The following is a 17,150-nucleotide window of genomic DNA, read 5'->3' as shown; positions in this document are numbered from 1 at the left end:
GAAATTGATGTCAACCAGAAGAGGAATCATTAGTATTTTTATTGGTGCTTTTACTTCTTTAATTGGGACAGCTTTTCAGTTTACCTTAATGTATTTATTAATTCAGAGTTATGGAACCCAGTTTAATGGGTTTATTAAGAATAGTATTGCCATTGTCTCATTTTTAGGTGGTGTTGAAGGGGGGATTGGGGTGTTAACCGTGATTTTCTTGATGAAACCATTAATGCAAAAAGACTGGCGTAAAGCCAATGAAATTATTAATACTGCTAAACACCGATACAAAATTGGGGGGATTGTTGGTCTAGTGTTATTAGCAATTATTGCTTTAGTTTATAGTGGGTATACTTTTATTGTTGAAAAAGACTTTGGGGTTGCTTGAAATAATGGTACCAAAGATAGTTATCCTTATTGAAAAATGCTAATTATTATGTTAACAATTGGGTCAAAAAACTTGCTGGCATTATTTTGAACAGGATGTTATGAGAATTTAATGCAGGCTGATCAAAATAACCATATGCGCCGATTAATCCTAATGATTTGTGATTTAATTGTGTATGCCATTATTTTCTATTTAATTTCAATTACGGTGGATCCAGTTTTTGCGTTCTTAATTTTCTTAGGATATTCGGGAATGAAGTCCAGTTTAATTATTCTCTTTGTTAAATTGCATTACCCATGGATTCGAATTTACAAACAAAAAGATAATATGCAACTAGTGAAAGCAAGTAATATTGTAGCGTTAAAAAATATTGGGGAAACATTATTTTTAAATGCTGATGTGATTATTGTTGCCTTATTATTAGGATTAAACATTTCTTCAACCTTATCGCTATATATGACAATTGCGGTGGGGGTTCGCAGTATTATACTAATTTTAATTAATTCCTTCAAAGAATTTTTTGCTTCGTGAACGGCAAAAAATGGGCGAATTAATTGAAGCAGTTATGTCAAATTTGAAACATATGCTTTTATGATTGGGGGTTTCTTTTTTGTCAACCAGTTTATTTTATCACCATATTTTGTCAATGCTTTATATGGACCGCAAATTATTTCAGGGTTAAAAGAATGAACAAACCAAGAATACCAAATCTTTCGCGAAATCTTTTATAAACCAACCTTTTCGTTATTAGTTACGTTATCATCAGTTTTTATTGTGATTTCTGAACCGGCCAATGTTTTAGTATACGCCAAAGCTAATTATAAACAAACAGCCAAACCAATATTTTATTTTGGGATTATCAATGTCATTTTATCAGTCTTTTTTGGGGTTATTTTTCGGTTTGTTACCAACAATTATGTCTTAGCATTATACTCAATTTTACTGATTACCTGTGTAATTTCATTTGCTCGTTTTGTATACCTTTGATTCTATAATTGAATCTTCTTAACCTATAATAGTAGTTTTAAAGGGGTCTTTCACAATTGAATGATTTTAATTATTCCAATTATAGTTGCTATTTTAGTTAACTATTTATATATGACTAAAGAATATAACCCAATTAATATCTTTGATTTTCGGGATTGAAATAATATTCCCGCCCAAATTAGTGTGGTATGGGGATGAGGTAAATTACTGACAATTTTCTTTGGAATATTAGGAAGTTCAATTGTCTTAATATGTGTTAACTCGTTATTATGAGCACCAACATCGGTCCGGGGGATTTTCTTACGCTTGCCAATTGTTTATCGAATTTGAACAAAACGTCAAGCTAAATTGCGAACTCGTCGGAAAGAAAAATATGTTGATGAATTAATCCAACTGCAAGAACCCGAAAACCCATATGAAAAAATTTGAGAGCGGGAAGAAAAACTAGATGCTTCCCGGAAAAAAATTGATCAAGCGGAAGAGTTTAAACCAAAACAAGAAATATATAAACTAAGGGGCTAAAAAATAGTAAGAGATTCTCTTACTATTTTTTATGTTGACCTAAATATCCGGGATGGTATTTTTCGCCATACAATACTTTTGTAATATTAACTAAACTATTAATACATTCGCCAAAGCCAGTCATCATATTATAGTACTTACCTTCATAACTAGCAATATTGCCGGCCGCAAAAATTCGGGGGTTACTTGTTTTTCCATTGGCTTGAATTTTAATTTTACGCAGTTTATCAAATTCTAAGTCAAAGCTGGAAATAATAATTGGACTCATTTTTGAGCCATATTGAACAAGAAATAAATCAGCACTAATATGGTGTTCACTTTGATCATTCGAATTAGTTAGGATTAATTCTTTCACAGTGTTATTTTCCACAATGATATCTTTAATAACATAGGGTTTGAGTTCTTGAATATGATTTGCTCTTAATTTTTGAACGCTTGCTTCTTTGGCACGGTATAAGTCCCGACGGTGGATAATTGTAACATCCTTTGTAATATTATGTTCAATAAGGTGGTTTGCTCAGTCCAAAGCACTATCACCACCGCCAAGAATAACAACTTTTTTATTTTGGTAGTTATTAACATTTTCCATGCAATAACTTAGGTTTTGATAAATAATATGCGGATCTAACTGTTCCAAGCGAATAGGATTAAAAACACCATTCCCAGTGGTAATTAAAATTGTTTTAACATTAATTATTTGGTTATTGGTTAATTCAACGCTAAAGCCTTCTGGTAAGGCGTTTAATTTTTTAATGTTAGTTTCTAACATTAATTCAATGTTGTTGCCATTTTTAAGTGCTTGTTGATGTAATAAATCAACAAAATTACTGGCTCTAATATTTAAAAAACCAGGGATATCATAGATTTCTTTTTCATTATATAACTCAATTGGCTGCCCACCAACATACATATTCCCTTCAATAATATAACCACTTAAGCCTAACATCCCTGCACAACTTCATCCGTATAAACCAACAGGACCAGCGCCAATAATTAAAATATCTCTCATTAATATAAAGTCCTTTCTAATCCGATACTTTCCTTATTAATTATTACATAAATTTTAAGAATATTGTATGATTAATGCATTTTCAAGATATAATAATTTAAAAGAAGGGGAAAGAATGGAAGTCGTAATACAAAATCTTAATGGAACAGACCGCTTAGCAAAAATTTTTAGTCAACATGTAAAGCCAAACCATTGTATTTTATTAACCGGTGAATTAGCGGCTGGGAAAACCACTTTTACCAAGCAACTTTTAAAATATTTAGATGTCCAAGAACCAGTCACTTCACCAACTTTTGTGATTTTAAACGAGTATCTTGGTCGCGGGGGGTTAAAAATTAACCATATGGATAGTTATCGCTTATTAGGATTAGATTTTACCGAAGAGTGAGACCAATATTTAGATGAGTTTGCGGATAGTTTAAATATTATTGAATGACCAGATATTATTGCAAAATATTTAGATGCTAAGTATGAGTTAATCCATCTGACAATTACTTTTCGTGATGAGGAGACACGTCTTTTTACTATTGAAACTAATAATCAAGCATTATTACAAGCGATTAGAAAGGAATTTTTATAACAATGTTAAATTTATTTATTGATACATCTAGTAAATATCTCACTTTAATTCTTGAACAAGATGATAAACTAATTGATCATCTCCATATTGTTGGGGAGCGTAAACATACCGAACAAACAATTCCGGCCATTAACTCCTTATTAGCTAAACATCATTACAAACTAAAAAATGTCAATAATTTTTATTTAACTAAGGGTCCAGGAAGTTATACCGGGGTGCGGGTAGGAGTTACAATTGCCAAAACAATTAAAATAATTAATCCGCTTGTTAAAGTTTACTTAATAACAAGTCTTCTTTACCAAGCTGGGCGAATTGATGCGGTGTCACTCCTTAATGCCAAAGGGGGAAAATTTTATTTTGCTGTTATTAGCAAGGGTAATGAAGTTATTCCAAGCCAAGTTCTTGATGAACCCACTATTTTAGGAATTGCCAAACAATATCCAGATTTTCCAATTCTTAAAGATCAGCTGGATGATCCTCAGTTTGATTATTTAAATAATTATTTTAACTTAAAAAATAAGTTTGAATTAATTAAAGATATTAATGAAATTAAGCCATTATATTTAAAGAAATCAGTCGGTTAAAATGCTAATTATTAAACCAGTTAATAATATTGATGCGTTATATTTATTTCAACTTGAAAAAGAGAATTACCCACACCATTATTATAAATATCGTAATTTAATTCAAATGATTAATAATCCCCAGTACTATTTTTATAAAATAACACTTGAAGGTAATCTGATTCTGGGTTATTTTATCTTATTAAAAAGTGGGGATGATTTAGAAATTATTAAATTAACCGTTAATAAAAAATACCACGACATGGGTTATGGAACCAAAATGTTAAGCTATATTATTAGTAATTTTGAATATAATAATATTTTTTTAGAAGTCCGCGTTGATAACCAAAACGCCTTAAAGCTATATTATCAACAGGGGTTTGTTAAAATTCGCAAAATCCCAAATTATTATGATAAGATTGCTGCTTATGTTTTACAATTTCATCAGTAAAAAGCATTGAAATTAAAAAAATAAATGTTAACTTAACATTTATTTTTTATTTAAGATGACAGGAATAATTAAAGGATTTCGTTTTTTATAACGGTAAATAAAAGGGGATAATGATTGTTTAATTGCATTTTTTAAAGCCCCAAATGTTGGTTTTTGGTTTTGTAAAACATCATTAACGGCTTCTTGGGTAATTCGGATTGATTCATTAATAATATTTCCCGAATCTTTAACATAGAAACTACCACGTGAAATAATTCGTGGGGGAGCTAATAGTTTATTAGTTTGTGAATCAATTGAAATTACCACCGCAATTAACCCATCTTTAGATAGCACTTCCCGGTCGCGGACAACCGCAGTTGTTTGCCCCGATAAGTCTTTGCCATCTACATAGATTGCATCAGCATCTACCCGTTTACCGATTCAAGCACTTCCATTTAAGATGTTAATTTGATCACCATTCGCACATAAAAAGACATTTTCTTTTTCAACATTAACACTAACGGCAGTTTCCCCATGTTGTTTTAACATTCGATAATCCCCATGCATTGGCATAAAGAATTTTGGTTTTAATAAAGTAAATAATAGTTTTTGTTCTTCTTGAGAAGCATGCCCTGAGGCGTGTAATTGGTTAACAGGACTATTTTCTAAAATAATTGCCCCGTTACGCGCTAACTTATTAATTACTCTTTCAACATCCGCACGGTTCCCGGGAATTGGTGATGAAGAAAAAATAACAGTATCACCAGGAATAATTGAAATGTGCGGGTGCTGATTATTAGCAATTCTTGACAACGCGGCCATTGGTTCACCCTGACTACCAGTACAAATAATTAAAATTTCGTGATCTTTATAATTTTTAGCATCACTTGCTTTAATAAATGCTTTATCAGAAATTTTTAAATGTCCCATTTGGCGAATAATTTTAATGATCCGATCCAAACTACGACCAAATACTAAAATTTTACGGTTACATTTATTAGCAATTTCAACAATATGCTGAATTCGATGGACATTTGAAGCAAAGGTTGAAATTAAAATCCGACCTTTTGACTTCACAAAGATTTCCGCAATATTTTTAATAATTTTTGCTTCTGTTGGGGTATATCCTTCAACTTCAGCATTAGTACTATCAGCCATTAATAAGGTCACACCTTCTTGACCCATCATTACCATTCGTTCAATATCGGTTTTATGGCCTAATGGTGTTCAGTCAAATTTATAATCTCCTGTTGAGACAATTTTTCCGTTTGGTGTTTGCACTGCTACCCCAAAAGCATCGGGAATACTGTGGTTTACTGCAAAGTAATTAACTTTAAAGTTTTTTGTTTTAACGACATTCATATTATCAATTTCTTTGACAATTGTAGTTGCTTCTAACTTATGTTCTTTTAAACGATCCCGAATTAAAGCGGCTGCTAGCCGTGGTGCATAGATAATTGGAACGGTAACTTCTCTTAATAAATAAGGAATTCCCCCAATGTGATCTTCATGGCCATGGGTAATAAAAAGGGCCTTTAATTTTTTTTGATTTTCTTTTAAATAAGTATAGTCTGGAATGACTGCGTCAACTCCCAGCATTGTTGAACTAGGAAATTTTACTCCCGCATCAATCATAATTAACTCTTCATCATATTCGATACAATATGTATTTTTACCAACTTCTTCTAAACCACCCAAAGCAAAAACTTTGGTTGGAATTTTATTTTTTTCATGATTTAAATTGCCACTAGCTTCATTTTGCTTATTTTTACTTGTAACGACTTGCTGTTTATTTTTATTTACGACTTTATTCTTAACATTCTCCATATATATTTTCACCTCATTATCTAAAAACTACCTAACTTTATAAGTTAGTTAATATTAATTTGTTAATAATTATTGTTATTAAAATTGTCTGATAAGAAAGAAAAAGTTGCTTTGCTAGTATCTAAAAAATTATAACATAAAATAAAAAAAACAATGAAAAAATAATAAAATTATCAAAAAAATAACTAATTTAAATACCATCACGCAATAAAATTAAGGGTCCATTTTTCTATCTTTTGAATTTTTTTAATTTTATGTTCCTTGATTTTATCATCTAAGGCAAAGTATTTCAAATGATATAAAACGGTAATTAATCAAATTGTTGTTACAATGCTAGCAATAATTCCAAAACAAATAATAAAAATATATCATCGTGAATAATAATACACTAAGCTGATTCCGACACCAATTAGAAATAATGATCCAATAATATAGACAATATTATGAGCAATAATTTCTCAATTTTGATCAATTGGATTATATTTTTTTTCGTGAGCCATTTTAAATTCTCCTTATTGTTTATAAATAAAAGGTTTTGACATTAATTTTTAAATATTTATTATAAATTTTTATAGTTAGTGTTTTTTTCTTAGAAAAAGCGGTTGAAGAGTAGAATCAAATAAAGGAAGAATTCTAATGTTAAAAATCCACTGACTAAGTTAATAAATAATAAAATATTTATAATTTTATAATAAAAATAAAATTCAGATTAATGATGTCTTTTCTTTAAAAATTATTTTTTCGTAATTAGTCATAAAAAAAACACTCAATTTCTAAGTGTTTTTGTTATTAATTTAAATATCATCAGGCAATATAATTAAGAGTTGACTTTTCAATTTTTACTATTTTTTTAATTTTGTTTTCTTTGATTTTTTCTTCAAATAAAAAGTATCTTAAGTGAAATATATTTGTTATTATTCAAATAAAAGAAAGGATTGCCATGATAATTGCTATACAAATAAGGAAAAAAATCAATTTGAATTTTTAAATGTTAAATAGAATCCAAGTTCTATTAAATATAAGGTCCCAATGTAATGAATAACATTATGAAGAATAACATATCAGTATTGTCGATAAGGATTATTTTTTTCCAATTCTTAAATTTCCTGCTTTATATTTTTAATTTTAATTAATCAGCACTTCATCCAGGTCCGGCATTGCAATTCAGATTCCAATTCATAGACCATTTCCATTATCTTTATGTAAGATAAGGGCATTAAGAGATAGCTTTGGAAGTTTTGATTAAAGTTGACTTTATTATTTTTAGAAGTCATTAAATTTTATAAGAGATTTTTAAAAAAAGATTTACTAATATTATTAGTTTTTATTTATTGGATAAATAAATAGACCGTTATCTTTATTATATTATTTATCATATAAAAATTAAATTAAATTTATAAACTTATAATAAAAATAAAAAACAAGATAAATTTATAGTAAAATTCATTCTGGTTTTTTTAGCCATGGATTTTTATTATCAATTAAATCATAATATAACTTTCCCTCTAAATGGGCTTGTTCATGTTGGAAAACAATTGCTTCATAGTCACGGACTGTTATTTTAATTTTTTCTTGTTTTAAATAATCATAACCCTCAACTAAAATCCGAAAGCTGCGGGGAACATAACCTTCATGATCAATGGCAACACTTAAGCAACCTTCACCTTCCTCTAAACAAGCAAGTTGGGAACTATACCCAATAATTTTGGGATTAACCAAGGCGTATTCAATAATAGTTCGTTGTTTAGTTTCATCATCAGTAGTATCAATTCGAATATAGTACATATTAACATTGGCTCCAATTTGGGGAGCAGCTAGGCCAACGGCCGGACGAATTGCATGATCTTTATTTTCAGTGGGATCTTGTGAATAACGAACAAAGTCAATTAATTTGTGCATGATTAATTCATCATTTTCGGAAAGTGGTATTTTCACATCCACTGATGGTTCACGAATTGATTTGGTATCATCAAACACTAATCAACTTTTATTGGGTACTTCACTTTGTAGCACTAAAATCACCTCAATAAAAATTATAACATATGAAATTATTAACAATAAATTATGTATAATAAATTTAAAAGAGAGGTTAAAAATGCGAGTAATTAGTGGGAAATATAAAGGACGTGCACTTCAAACTTTAGAGGGAATGAACACCAGACCAATGCCAGCGCGTGTTAAAGAAGATCTGTTTAATATTTTAGATAATTATTTTATTTATGAAAATAAAGTTGGGTTAGATATTTTTTCGGGGAGTGGTCAGTTAGGAATTGAAGGACTCTCACGCGGACTACGACAATGTTATTTAAATGACTATCACGAGGGGGCCTTAAAAATTATTCAAAATAATATCCGCAATCTTAAGATTGATAATGCAATTATTTTAAATGTTGACTACCAGGTCTTATTAACTAATTTTATTAATAATAATATTAAAATAGATATTTTATTTTTAGACCCCCCATTTAAACAAATTGATTATTATTATGATATTATTACTTGTATATTAGAAAATAATCTTCTCAATAATTACGGTATTATTGTTTGTGAAGCCAACCAAGCCTTAAGTTTTGATAATTACAACTTGGTTATTTTAAAAACAAAAAATTATAAGAACAAGTATTTATATATATTACGGATAGAAAAGGAAGATGATACTAACAATGAATAATCACACTGGTTTTTTAATAATTTTTTTCAGGACCATCCGGGGTTGGGAAGGGGACCATCGGCAAAGAACTTTTTAAATATGATGATTTACACTTAGCATACTCAGTGTCAATGACAACCAGAGAAAAACGTGAGGGTGAAGTTGACGGGATTAATTACTTTTTTGTGACCAAAGAAGAATTTCAAAAAGCAATTACGAATGATGAATTATTAGAGTACACCCAATTTGTCGGAAACTACTATGGGACTCCCAAAGCATACTGTGATAAACAATTAGCAATGGGGAAAAATGTCTTGCTAGAAATTGAAGTCCAAGGAGCAACCCAGGTTTTACAAAAATTTCCTGATGCTTTATCATTCTTCTTAGTTCCGCCCAGCTTAGAAGTTTTAGAAGCCCGGATTAGGGGGCGTGGAACTGAACCAGAGGAAGTTTTAAGGCAAAGGATGCAAAAAGCCCGCGAAGAATTACCTTTGCAAGATAATTATGATTATGTAATTGTAAATGATACTGTTAAAAGAGCAACCAATGAAATTGTTAATATTATTCGCCAAGAATTTAAAAAAAGAAGTAACCCCATAAGAGGATAAAAATGAAAACTCGTCAGTTATGTTTTGATATTTTATATCAAATTATTGTTAAAAAAGAATTTAGTAATAATTTATTAAACCAGATGTTAATTAAATACTCGGATCTTAGTAAACAGGATAAAACCTTAATTTTTAAAATTGTGTATGGAACCTTAAAAAATAAAATTTATTTAGAATATGTCACCAATAAGTTTATTGATCCCCACAAAACTAACCAAAAATTACAAATTTTATTATGATTGAGTGTTTATCAATTTTATTTTTTAGATAAAATTCCGAATTATGCCATTGTTAACGAAGCAGTTAAAATTGCGAAAACTATTAATCCCAAGGTTAGTGGTTTTATTAATGCTACTTTAAAAAAGATTCTTACTGCTGATGCCAGTGTTTTTGCCATTACTGACAAAAATGAAATTGAAACTTTATCAATTCGGTATAGTTTTCCAAAGGGTTTATTATTAATTTTAAAAACTCAATTTGGAAATGAACATGCTTTAAATATTATTAAAGATTCAATTAACATCCCTAAAATATCACTGCGGGTAAATACTTTAAAAATTTCACGCGAAGAATTAATTGCGAAATATCCCCAGTATAATTTACAACCAAGCTTAATAACTTCTGCTTGTGTTATTTCATCATATCCAGTGATGAATAGTGAAATGTTTAAAAACGGAGAAATTATTATGCAAGATGAAATGAGTATTAAAGTTGTGGAAGTTTTAGCACCGCAACCAGGTGATTTAGTGCTAGACTTGTGTGCGGCGCCCGGGGGTAAAACAACTTACTTAGGACAACTCATGAATAACCAGGGCCATGTTGATGCTTATGAAATTGCGAACTATAAAATTCCGCTAATTACGGAAAATATTCACCGCTTAGGACTTACGAATATTGAAGTTCATAATCTGGATGCTAATTTAATTCCCCCTGATCAGTTATACGATCGTATCTTACTAGATGCTCCTTGTAGTGGGTTTGGAGTTATTAAACGCAAACCAGAAATTAAATATAAAACATGAACAAGTGAAGACTTATTTGATCTTGTTAGCATTCAAGCCCAATTATTAGATAAAGCCTACCAATTGTTAAAACCCCATGGTGTTCTTGTTTATTCAACCTGTACTTTTGAAATTTATGAAAATCATGAGCAAATTAAAAACTTTGTGCAAAAATATCCGACCATGAAAATTGAACAAGAAGAACAAGTATTTGGTTATGAACATAATAGTGACGGGTTTTATTACTGTCGTTTAGTTAAAACAAAATAAATAAAAAAAAAAAAAACACTTTTAAAAGTGTTATGACTGGTTGATGATAATTTATCCTAATCGGCTCATCGCTTTTAAATAATAACATATAAATTAAGAAAAAGATAGCAAATAAAGAATAATTTGCTATAAAATGATATTTTATACAGAAAGGGAACTGAAAAGATGAATAATAATATTAAGATTGTTGAAGATTTACTAACGAGCTATTTAGCAAGCAAAAATTTAGAGAAAGAAATAATTATTGAAAAACCCCGTCAAGAAGGGTTTGGGCACTTATCAACTAACCTGGCCTTATTATTAGCGAAAGATTTAAAAGCAAATCCCCGCGAGATTGCCAATGAAATTATTAGTTTTATTAAGGAAAAGGACCAGCAAAGTTTTAAAGAAATTAGTTTAGCAGGACCAGGATTTATTAATTTTACATTTACCAATGAACAATTACATAAAATAATGGCCGATGTATTAACTTTAAAAACAAACTATGGAAAATCACAACCCAAAAATTATACTTATAACTTAGAAATTGTTTCGGCAAACCCAACTGGATTTTTACACATTGGTCATGCGCGTAACGGAGCAATTGGGGATAGTGTGGCGCGCATTTTGCGGTTTGCTGGTTTTAATGTACAAACTGAATACTATGTGAATGATGCCGGAAACCAAATTAATATTTTAGCAATTACTGTTTTTACTTGTTATCAAACTTTACTGGGGAAAGAAGTCCCAACTCCTGAAGAAGCTTATAAGGGTGATATGTATTTTGATGTCGCTCAAAAATTTGTTGACAAATATCAGGATAAATATGTTGACTTAACTTATGGTGAAGATTACAAAATGAGTGATCCCGTAGCCCACAAAATTTTCCGAAATGAATCAGTGGAGTTGTTTTTAGACATTATTAAAGAACAATTAAAACTGTTCCGTGTTGATATTGAATATTATTCATCAGAAAAAGCTATTTATGCTGGGGGAAAAATTGATGCGGTCCTGGAACAATATGATAAATTAGGGAAAACCTATCATAAAGATGGCGCTCTATGGTTAAAAACTACTGACTTTGGGGATGAAAAAGACCGAGTATTAGTTAAAAATAACGGTGATTATAGTTACATTACTCCGGACTTAGCTGTTCATAATGAACGTTTACAACGAAGCAAAGCCGACCACTTGGTTAACTTTTGGGGGGGAGACCACCATGGTTATATTATTCGGATGTTAGTCGGTTTAGAACTATTAGGTTACCCCAAAGATATCTTAGAAATTGATATGATTCAAATGGTGCGGTTATTAAAAGATGGACAAGAATATAAAATGAGTAAACGAAAAGGGAGTGCGGTGTGGTTAATTGATTTAATTGAAGAAATTGGGGTTGATCCAATTCGTTATATGTTATCAAGTAAAACACCTCAAAGTCATATGGACTTGGATGTTGGTTTACTAAAAGAATATTCCTCAAAAAATCCCGTTTACTATGCCCAATACGCCACAGCCCGTTGTAATAGTGTGTTAAAACAAGCCGCTGCTAATAATATTAGTTTTGATGATATTATTTCATTTGAATTATTAACAACCGATAAAGAATTAAACTTGTTAAATGATATTGATTTATTTAACCGTTATGTTGAATACAGTGCTAAAATGCGCCAGCCCCATTTAATCTGTGATTACATTCAAAATATTACTCGTCAGTTCCATTCTTATTACAATGAATTTAAAGTTATTAATTTAGAAAACTTAGCATTAACCAAACAACGTTTATGTTTTATCCAAGTTGTTTACCAAGTTTTAAGTAATGCTTTTAACCTAATTGGTGTTGATGTTATGGAAAAAATGTAATATAATAACTTTGTAAATTAAATAGTTAACAGAGTACAAATAGTACCTAACACCCATGATGTTATTGCTATTTGTTTTTTTTTATTTAATTTATCTTTTTCAATAAGTAAAGAAATAATGATGAAAAATAATAAGTATCATAATCGCCACCAACTGTATTTCCCAGTCCAAATCATCACCCCACCAACGAGATTTTTAAACTATTATTTCGTTTGCAATTTTTAAAGTAACAAAAAGCATAACAATCTGAGTATTAATGCTGTTAGCAGTTTTGCTATTTAATACCTTTTTAATTACTTTATTAATAATTTCCCCAACTTATAGTAATTTTATTGTTAATTTTTAATATGAAGTTATTATCTTTAGCAATATTTTTTACTAATTTTTATTTTATTAGCAGCAATTAAAGTATATGGGCGCGAATTACAGGATGGAACCTACTTGTTATTAATTTCAAAAAACCATACCATCGGTTAACCATTTTTTTCTTAAAACTATTAGCTTTATGAATTTGCGTAGCTTTTTTCATTGGTTTAATATTATTAACTGGCTATCTTAGTAGTTTAGTCGTTTATCACTTTAGTTCAAAACCACTATTCTATTCCCAAATATTAAAATTACTGGTTAATTTATTAAAATATACGATGATGTTATCATTTTTAGCCGCAAATGGGATTATCTGTGCACTCTCAATCTTTTCTTCACAAATTGTAATTTTAATCGTAACAATTTTTTATAGTTTATTTTTATTGGTTGGTCTTCCGTATTCATTAATTAGTACCTTAAGTAATAATATTTACTTTTACCACTATATTAATTTAAATCGGATAATTATTTTTCTTCTTCAATATTAGCTAAGGTTTTTAAATCATTTATTAATATCATTATCAATGCCACCCCCACCGGGATGATCATTATTATTTATTGATTTACATCAAACTAAACTAACTCCGGACGCATTGTTAATAAAATAATTCCTAAATAAGTTAAAAGTTTTTTCATATTGTTCATCTCCTTTAATTAAATAAAAAAACACCAATGATATTAAAAACTAATATCATTGGTGTTTTAAAAACTCTCATATAATATAAGTTTATCATTATTTAAATAATAACTTTTTTTCTTCTTAAAACTTTTTTCTTGTCTAACTATGGTAATCATATTTAATATTAAGTTTTTTAAATAAAAAATTAAATAAAAACTCAACTTCTTTGATTTTATAAATTTTAATTTGATATTGTAAGGCATACTGGGTAATATAATACAAATCAAGCGGACTACGAATAACAAAATTTAATTGTTTATTTTCAGATTCATACCAATTTGGAATTTGAAAATATTGAAAATATTTTTGGATTGCTAGTTGATTGCTACTTGTTAACCCATAAGTATTTTGTAAATTAAATTTTTTAATTGAACCAGTATAATATTGTTTACCCATCATAATCATTGTAAATTGATCAATATAGTTTTTTATCTCATCTAATAAGTGAAATGAAAAAAGACAGTTTTTCCTTTCAGGGTTAATCTTTTTAAATATTGAATAATTTTTTTACAATTATCAAGAATTTTAAGCAGTATTTTAATAATTCGATTAACGCCAAAATTAAACATCAATATGTTGCTTATTATTTAACTAGCGACCCGTTGGTGTTAGCAGCTTCGCCCGTTAAAATTAGTGCAACTTATACTGACCTTGATACGCTATATACTTTGATTAACGACCCCTCAATTAAAACAGCAACGGTGGTAACGATTAATATTGCCTTACGCTATACTGTGCAATATAAAACTTATAGTTCAAATATTAATTATAATATTAAATTTATTGCGACTGCTTGGGTGGATGCTATTAAAAATACGATTGGTAAAATCATTGGGATTATTTCGGATGCTACAATTGGTTATTTTAATAATTTACAAAATGTAACCATTGATGATCCGAAGTCAAAATTCTATAATATTTTTCAAAAATTTCAGATTAATTTTGATGATAATAAAAATGGGCCCGTAGTTAACAATCTTGTTCTTAATGGCTTTCAAGAAATGATTAAAACCCTGCCTGCTTTACAAAATTATTTAAGCTATATTAAATATGATAATAGCCAAAGTTTTATTGCCTTGTTAAGTCAGTGGGGTCAATATTATTACCAATGGGGTTGAACCAGTAACTGCTGATAGTGCTTCTTGAAATTGAACGGGAAATGGTTATGATCCAAGTAAAATTAACGTTGCTAATTTTGAACAGTTCTTTTTAAAAATTTCTTCAATTTTTACTAGTGGTGATGTTTTTGACTTATCTAATTTCAAGATTAACCTAAATATTATTACCATTGCGGGACTACCGCTGTTTGGGGTGGTAACCAAATGGGGAACAGCGTTAGTCTTAGAATTAAAAGCTTCCAAACAAAGGGGGTGCAACAAAAATTAGATAACTTTGCAAAGATTATCGTGAAATTTTTTAATTATTTTCATTTCACTTCTAATCAACAACAACCCCAAGTCGCAATTACAATTAATCAGGATTTAAGTAATAAATTAAAGGATCCAGATAATAGCCATTTAAATAATTTTTTACCGTTATTAATAAGTGATTTTAAAGCCCAAAAAGATGTGCAAGCTTTACCAGATATTGATTTATTTAATGGTTTAAATGATCAAATTTATTATGATAGTGGGAATGAAATGAGTCTTGTTTACAAAAACAAAATGATTAACAATGATTAGTTCCTTATCATAATCCAGCTAATCAAGATGTCACAGGCTGAAATTTTATTTTATCATTTGGTGCCATTGGACAATGGATGACAACTGGTTATGGTTATAAAATTGCTGATTCAACATATTTACCATTGCTTATTAATCTTAGCGCTGAATAGTGATGAAAACTAATCTTAATTACAAGCATTCTTCTTTAAATTATTCTCATAAAAAAGCTCTTGATGATCAATAATCCTATTTGTCCTTTTTAAAATTTAAAAATCAATGTCAATCTTATTATTGACAGGATTAGCATTAGTTTTAATGGTGGGGTTAAACTTATAATATTTAATCTTAGCAACTAATGATTTAAATAAACTAATTATTAATTTTCAATATGAAGTGTTAATCTTAACCAATTTATTAGTTTTATTATTTATTATCTTTATTGCAATTAAAATTTATGCCCGGGAATTTCAATATGGCACATATTTGTTATTAATATCCAAACCGTACCACAAATCAATATTATATTTATTAAGACTAATTGCCTTCTGGTTTTCAATTTTCTTATTTCTTATCATTGTGATTGGAATTCTTTTAATAATGAATCTTATTTTTAGTGTGCTTAATTTTAATACTCTAAATTCTAATTTGCTAACAACAATGCTAATCAAGTTAATTATTTATTATTCTTTAGTTTTTTAGATGCCAGCGGGATTCTATTTGCGTTTTCTTTTTTACACTTTCAAGTTGTTTTACTAATTGTTATTATTTTTTGTAGTTTATTTTTAATTGGGGGAATTCTGTATACTTTAATTTTTGCAATTAGTGATAATATTTTGGTGAAATGTGAAGACAATAAATACCATGTTAGTAATGTTAAAACAACATTATTATTTCCCAAAATGTTAAAAAAGAACCTCATTAGTTATCTCCATTTAACAAAACAAGTGCGTTGTATGATTTTTATGCAAATAAAAGTATTGACCAATTAGAAAAGATTTTAGTTAACCAAGACGATTCAAGTTTACGATTAAACCACTTAATGTTTATTAATCAACAATTTGGTTTAACTGAAGAAAAACATCTTAATTTAAGTGTTCATAATGTTAGCGCCTGAAAAGGCACATATAATGGTACGAATATTAATAGTATTATTAACATTGATTTAGGGGCCGGAACAAGCACCACCATTACCTTAAGTATTAGTTTCCAGTATTTTTTTAAATCTTATGATGATCTAAATAACCACAATATCTATCAGCATGAGTTAAAAACATTAGTTGATAACTACCAAAAAATTGTTGATTGGAACACTTTTTATAATCTAAAATTATCAACTACCAGTTCGTTATATGCATTTGATCCTAATGATAACTGGCTAACAGTTAATCAGAATAGTTATCATGAACAGAATTATGATCCGGTTGATATTTTTCAAAATTTATTTTTAGCTAATTTTGTAGGTCAAAAATCTAATTATGTTGCAAATGATAGTCAGTTTTCCTTAGCAATAATGAAACTATTTAAAAATAATATTTTTTATGTTTTTAAAGAGTTGGAAAGATAATGTAATTAAAAAAGTCTTAGATTATAAAATTATCACCACACAGTTATTAACAGTTGATAGTAATTGACAGCATTATACCAAGTTAATGTACCTTTATCGGGAATTATCAATAATTAATGTTTTAGAGCATTGGAATCAGTTATGAACAATGTTCTTTGCCCGTTAATAAATATTGGTTTGCCCCACTAAGTAATAGTGTGATTGATTTTACA

The 17,150-nt window shown here is 28.9% G+C and carries 18 protein-coding genes and 1 pseudogene; 12 read left to right on the top strand and 7 right to left on the bottom strand.

Going from position 1 to position 17,150, the window contains the following annotated elements; translation table 4 throughout:
* Positions 1-7 precede the first annotated feature (7 nt).
* Positions 8-1,888 (top strand): polysaccharide biosynthesis protein, encoded by a 1,881-nt coding sequence (locus tag P344_RS04170; protein WP_025317630.1) that lies wholly within the window; start codon positions 8-10, stop codon positions 1,886-1,888.
* A gap of 22 nt (positions 1,889-1,910) precedes the next feature.
* Here P344_RS04170 and P344_RS04165 read toward each other — a convergent pair whose 3' ends face one another.
* On the bottom strand, positions 1,911-2,897 hold the full coding sequence (locus tag P344_RS04165) for an NAD(P)/FAD-dependent oxidoreductase (protein ID WP_025317629.1): 987 nt from the start codon (positions 2,895-2,897) through the stop codon (positions 1,911-1,913).
* A gap of 115 nt (positions 2,898-3,012) precedes the next feature.
* On the opposite strand from P344_RS04165, the gene tsaE reads away from it, so the two are divergent.
* The 3 genes from tsaE to P344_RS04150 are packed head-to-tail and all read left to right on the top strand — an operon-like array spanning position 3,013 to position 4,491.
* Positions 3,013-3,477, top strand: a complete 465-nt coding sequence (tsaE, locus tag P344_RS04160; RefSeq protein WP_025317628.1) for a tRNA (adenosine(37)-N6)-threonylcarbamoyltransferase complex ATPase subunit type 1 TsaE — start codon at positions 3,013-3,015, stop codon at positions 3,475-3,477.
* Positions 3,478-3,479: 2 nt separating this feature from the next.
* The gene (gene tsaB, locus P344_RS04155; protein ID WP_038677613.1) at positions 3,480-4,061 is read left to right on the top strand and encodes a tRNA (adenosine(37)-N6)-threonylcarbamoyltransferase complex dimerization subunit type 1 TsaB; all 582 of its coding nucleotides are present in this window, start codon (positions 3,480-3,482) and stop codon (positions 4,059-4,061) included.
* Between the two features lies 1 nt (position 4,062).
* Positions 4,063-4,491 (top strand): GNAT family N-acetyltransferase, encoded by a 429-nt coding sequence (locus tag P344_RS04150; RefSeq protein ID WP_025317626.1) that lies wholly within the window; start codon positions 4,063-4,065, stop codon positions 4,489-4,491.
* 39 nt (positions 4,492-4,530) lie between these two features.
* Here P344_RS04150 and P344_RS04145 read toward each other — a convergent pair whose 3' ends face one another.
* From P344_RS04145 to def, 3 genes are all read right to left on the bottom strand, one after another.
* On the bottom strand, positions 4,531-6,297 hold the full coding sequence (locus P344_RS04145; RefSeq protein WP_025317625.1) for a ribonuclease J: 1,767 nt from the start codon (positions 6,295-6,297) through the stop codon (positions 4,531-4,533).
* Positions 6,298-6,482: 185 nt separating this feature from the next.
* Positions 6,483-6,797, bottom strand: a complete 315-nt coding sequence (locus tag P344_RS04140; RefSeq protein WP_025317624.1) for a hypothetical protein — start codon at positions 6,795-6,797, stop codon at positions 6,483-6,485.
* 931 nt (positions 6,798-7,728) lie between these two features.
* Positions 7,729-8,310 carry a peptide deformylase gene (def, locus tag P344_RS04135; RefSeq protein ID WP_038677611.1) on the bottom strand — a complete coding sequence of 194 codons (582 nt, stop codon included), beginning with the start codon at positions 8,308-8,310 and terminating at the stop codon, positions 7,729-7,731.
* Between def and rsmD the strand changes: the two genes are divergently transcribed.
* The 4 genes and pseudogenes from rsmD to argS all read left to right on the top strand — a co-directional run bounded on the left by rsmD (position 8,195) and on the right by argS (position 12,665).
* A complete protein-coding gene (gene rsmD / locus P344_RS04130; protein WP_269078588.1) occupies positions 8,195-8,968 on the top strand; it encodes a 16S rRNA (guanine(966)-N(2))-methyltransferase RsmD in 774 nt (257 codons plus the stop codon). The genes def and rsmD overlap by 116 nt on opposite strands.
* Positions 8,961-9,555: pseudogene (gmk, locus tag P344_RS04125) on the top strand (guanylate kinase). Before rsmD ends, gmk begins: the two are co-directional and overlap by 8 nt.
* Before the next feature lie 2 nt (positions 9,556-9,557).
* On the top strand, positions 9,558-10,826 hold the full coding sequence (gene rsmB / locus P344_RS04120) for a 16S rRNA (cytosine(967)-C(5))-methyltransferase RsmB (protein WP_025317621.1): 1,269 nt from the start codon (positions 9,558-9,560) through the stop codon (positions 10,824-10,826).
* Between the two features lie 165 nt (positions 10,827-10,991).
* On the top strand, positions 10,992-12,665 hold the full coding sequence (gene argS, locus P344_RS04115; RefSeq protein ID WP_025317620.1) for an arginine--tRNA ligase: 1,674 nt from the start codon (positions 10,992-10,994) through the stop codon (positions 12,663-12,665).
* Positions 12,666-13,515: 850 nt separating this feature from the next.
* On the opposite strand, the gene P344_RS04110 is transcribed toward argS, so the two are convergent.
* On the bottom strand, positions 13,516-13,701 hold the full coding sequence (locus P344_RS04110) for a hypothetical protein (RefSeq protein WP_025317619.1): 186 nt from the start codon (positions 13,699-13,701) through the stop codon (positions 13,516-13,518).
* Positions 13,702-13,809: 108 nt separating this feature from the next.
* Positions 13,810-14,115, bottom strand: coding sequence for a hypothetical protein (locus P344_RS04105; RefSeq protein WP_025317618.1), 306 nt, complete (start codon positions 14,113-14,115; stop codon positions 13,810-13,812).
* Between the two features lie 89 nt (positions 14,116-14,204).
* Here P344_RS04105 and P344_RS04100 point away from each other — a divergent pair, with 89 nt between their 5' ends.
* Both P344_RS04100 and P344_RS04095 read left to right on the top strand, forming a co-directional pair.
* Entirely contained in the window at positions 14,205-14,846 is a 642-nt protein-coding gene (locus P344_RS04100; RefSeq protein ID WP_025317617.1) for a hypothetical protein, read from the top strand.
* A 186-nt stretch (positions 14,847-15,032) separates the two neighbouring features.
* Positions 15,033-15,392, top strand: a complete 360-nt coding sequence (locus P344_RS04095) for a hypothetical protein (RefSeq protein ID WP_025317616.1) — start codon at positions 15,033-15,035, stop codon at positions 15,390-15,392.
* A 434-nt stretch (positions 15,393-15,826) separates the two neighbouring features.
* On the opposite strand, the gene P344_RS07945 is transcribed toward P344_RS04095, so the two are convergent.
* Positions 15,827-15,949, bottom strand: coding sequence for a hypothetical protein (locus tag P344_RS07945; RefSeq protein WP_269078587.1), 123 nt, complete (start codon positions 15,947-15,949; stop codon positions 15,827-15,829).
* A 374-nt stretch (positions 15,950-16,323) separates the two neighbouring features.
* Between P344_RS07945 and P344_RS06140 the strand changes: the two genes are divergently transcribed.
* Positions 16,324-16,938 carry a hypothetical protein gene (locus P344_RS06140; protein ID WP_025317614.1) on the top strand — a complete coding sequence of 205 codons (615 nt, stop codon included), beginning with the start codon at positions 16,324-16,326 and terminating at the stop codon, positions 16,936-16,938.
* On the top strand, positions 16,913-17,104 hold the full coding sequence (locus P344_RS04085; protein ID WP_025317613.1) for a hypothetical protein: 192 nt from the start codon (positions 16,913-16,915) through the stop codon (positions 17,102-17,104). The genes P344_RS06140 and P344_RS04085 overlap by 26 nt, the downstream gene beginning before the upstream one ends.
* Positions 17,105-17,150 lie beyond the last annotated feature (46 nt).

Origin of the sequence: Spiroplasma mirum ATCC 29335, assembly GCF_000565195.1 — a bacterium.
GTDB lineage: Bacteria > Bacillota_I > Bacilli_A > Mycoplasmatales > Mycoplasmataceae > Spiroplasma > Spiroplasma mirum.
Note: the sequence above shows the minus strand (reverse complement) of the source record. Positions and strands in the feature narration are given on the sequence as shown.